The 1,142-nt window shown below is 72.7% G+C and carries 1 protein-coding gene and 1 pseudogene; both read right to left on the reverse strand.

Going from position 1 to position 1,142, the window contains the following annotated elements; translation table 11 throughout:
• Positions 1-24: 24 nt before the first annotated feature.
• Complete coding sequence (locus IBL25_RS26255; protein WP_187781364.1) at positions 25-969, reverse strand: ABC transporter permease; 945 nt, start codon at positions 967-969, stop codon at positions 25-27.
• Positions 960-1,142 (reverse strand): annotated as a pseudogene (locus IBL25_RS26260) (hypothetical protein); the annotation flags it as partial. The gene IBL25_RS26255 and the pseudogene IBL25_RS26260, both read right to left, overlap by 10 nt.

The following is a 1,142-nucleotide window of genomic DNA, read 5'->3' on the forward strand; positions in this document are numbered from 1 at the left end:
CGCGGGTCATGGCGGCGGCGGCGCTCATGCGCGGCTCCGCAGGCGGGGGGCAAGCACGGTGTAGAGCAGGTCGGTCAGCAGGTTGATCAGCACAAAGAGCGTGGCGGTGACCAGGATGGCGCCCTGCACCACCGGGAAGTCGCGGGCGAAGATGGCATCCACCGTCAGCTTGCCGATGCCGGGCCAGGAAAACACGCTTTCCGTCACCACCACGCCGCCCATCAACTGGCCGAATTGCAGCCCCACCAGCGTCACCACCGGCATCAGCGCGTTGCGCAGCGCATGGCGCCAGACCACGCGGCGGGCCGGCAGGCCCTTGGCGCGGGCGGTGCGGACATAGTCGGCGGAGAGGATCTCGATCATCGCCGCGCGGGTCATGCGCATGGTGGCGGCGGCGAGCGCGGCGCCCAGCGTCAGCGCCGGCAGCGCCAGGTGCCGCAGCGCCTCCAGCGGGTTTTGCAGGAAGGGCACATGGCCGGAGGAGGGCAGCACCGGGATGGCGATGGAAAAGCCCATGATCAGCAGGATGCCGAGCCAGAAGGAGGGCAGCGACAGGCCGCAGAGCGCCACCAGCGTGGCCGCGAAATCGGCAGGGCCGTTGCGCCGCGTCGCCGCCACCACGCCGGCGGGAATGGCGATCAGCAGCGAGATGACCAGGGCGGCCAGCGCCAGTTGCAGCGTCGGCAGCAGGGCGGCGCCGATCATGCCCAGCACCGGCCGCCCGGTCTGGATGGAGCGGCCGAGGTCGCCCTGCAGCACCTGCCAGAACCAGGCCAGGAAGCGTAGCGGCAAGGGGTCGTCCAGCGCATACTTGGCGCGCAGCGCGGCCACGGCGGCGGGGTCGGCCTCCAGGCCCAGCATGGCGGTCACGGGGTCGCCCGGCACGCTGGCCAGCAGCGCGAAGGAGAGCACGCAAAGCCCGAAGAGCACGGGCAGCAGGGCGAGCAGCCGCCCGATAATCAGGCGCATGGCAGCGGCCTTTCGGAAGCGGCGCCGCGGTCCTGGTCCCGGGCGCGGCGATAGGCGGCGATCCGTGCCGCCAGGGCCGGCGCCGGCACACCCGCCGCCGCCAGGGCGGTGAAGGGCGGCAGGGCCTCGGCGAAGTGGCAGGCGGCCTGGTGTGGAGCGGCGATGCTGCGCAG

The sequence above is a fragment of the Pseudoroseomonas ludipueritiae genome, assembly GCF_014490445.1.
Classification (GTDB): domain Bacteria; phylum Pseudomonadota; class Alphaproteobacteria; order Acetobacterales; family Acetobacteraceae; genus Pseudoroseomonas; species Pseudoroseomonas ludipueritiae.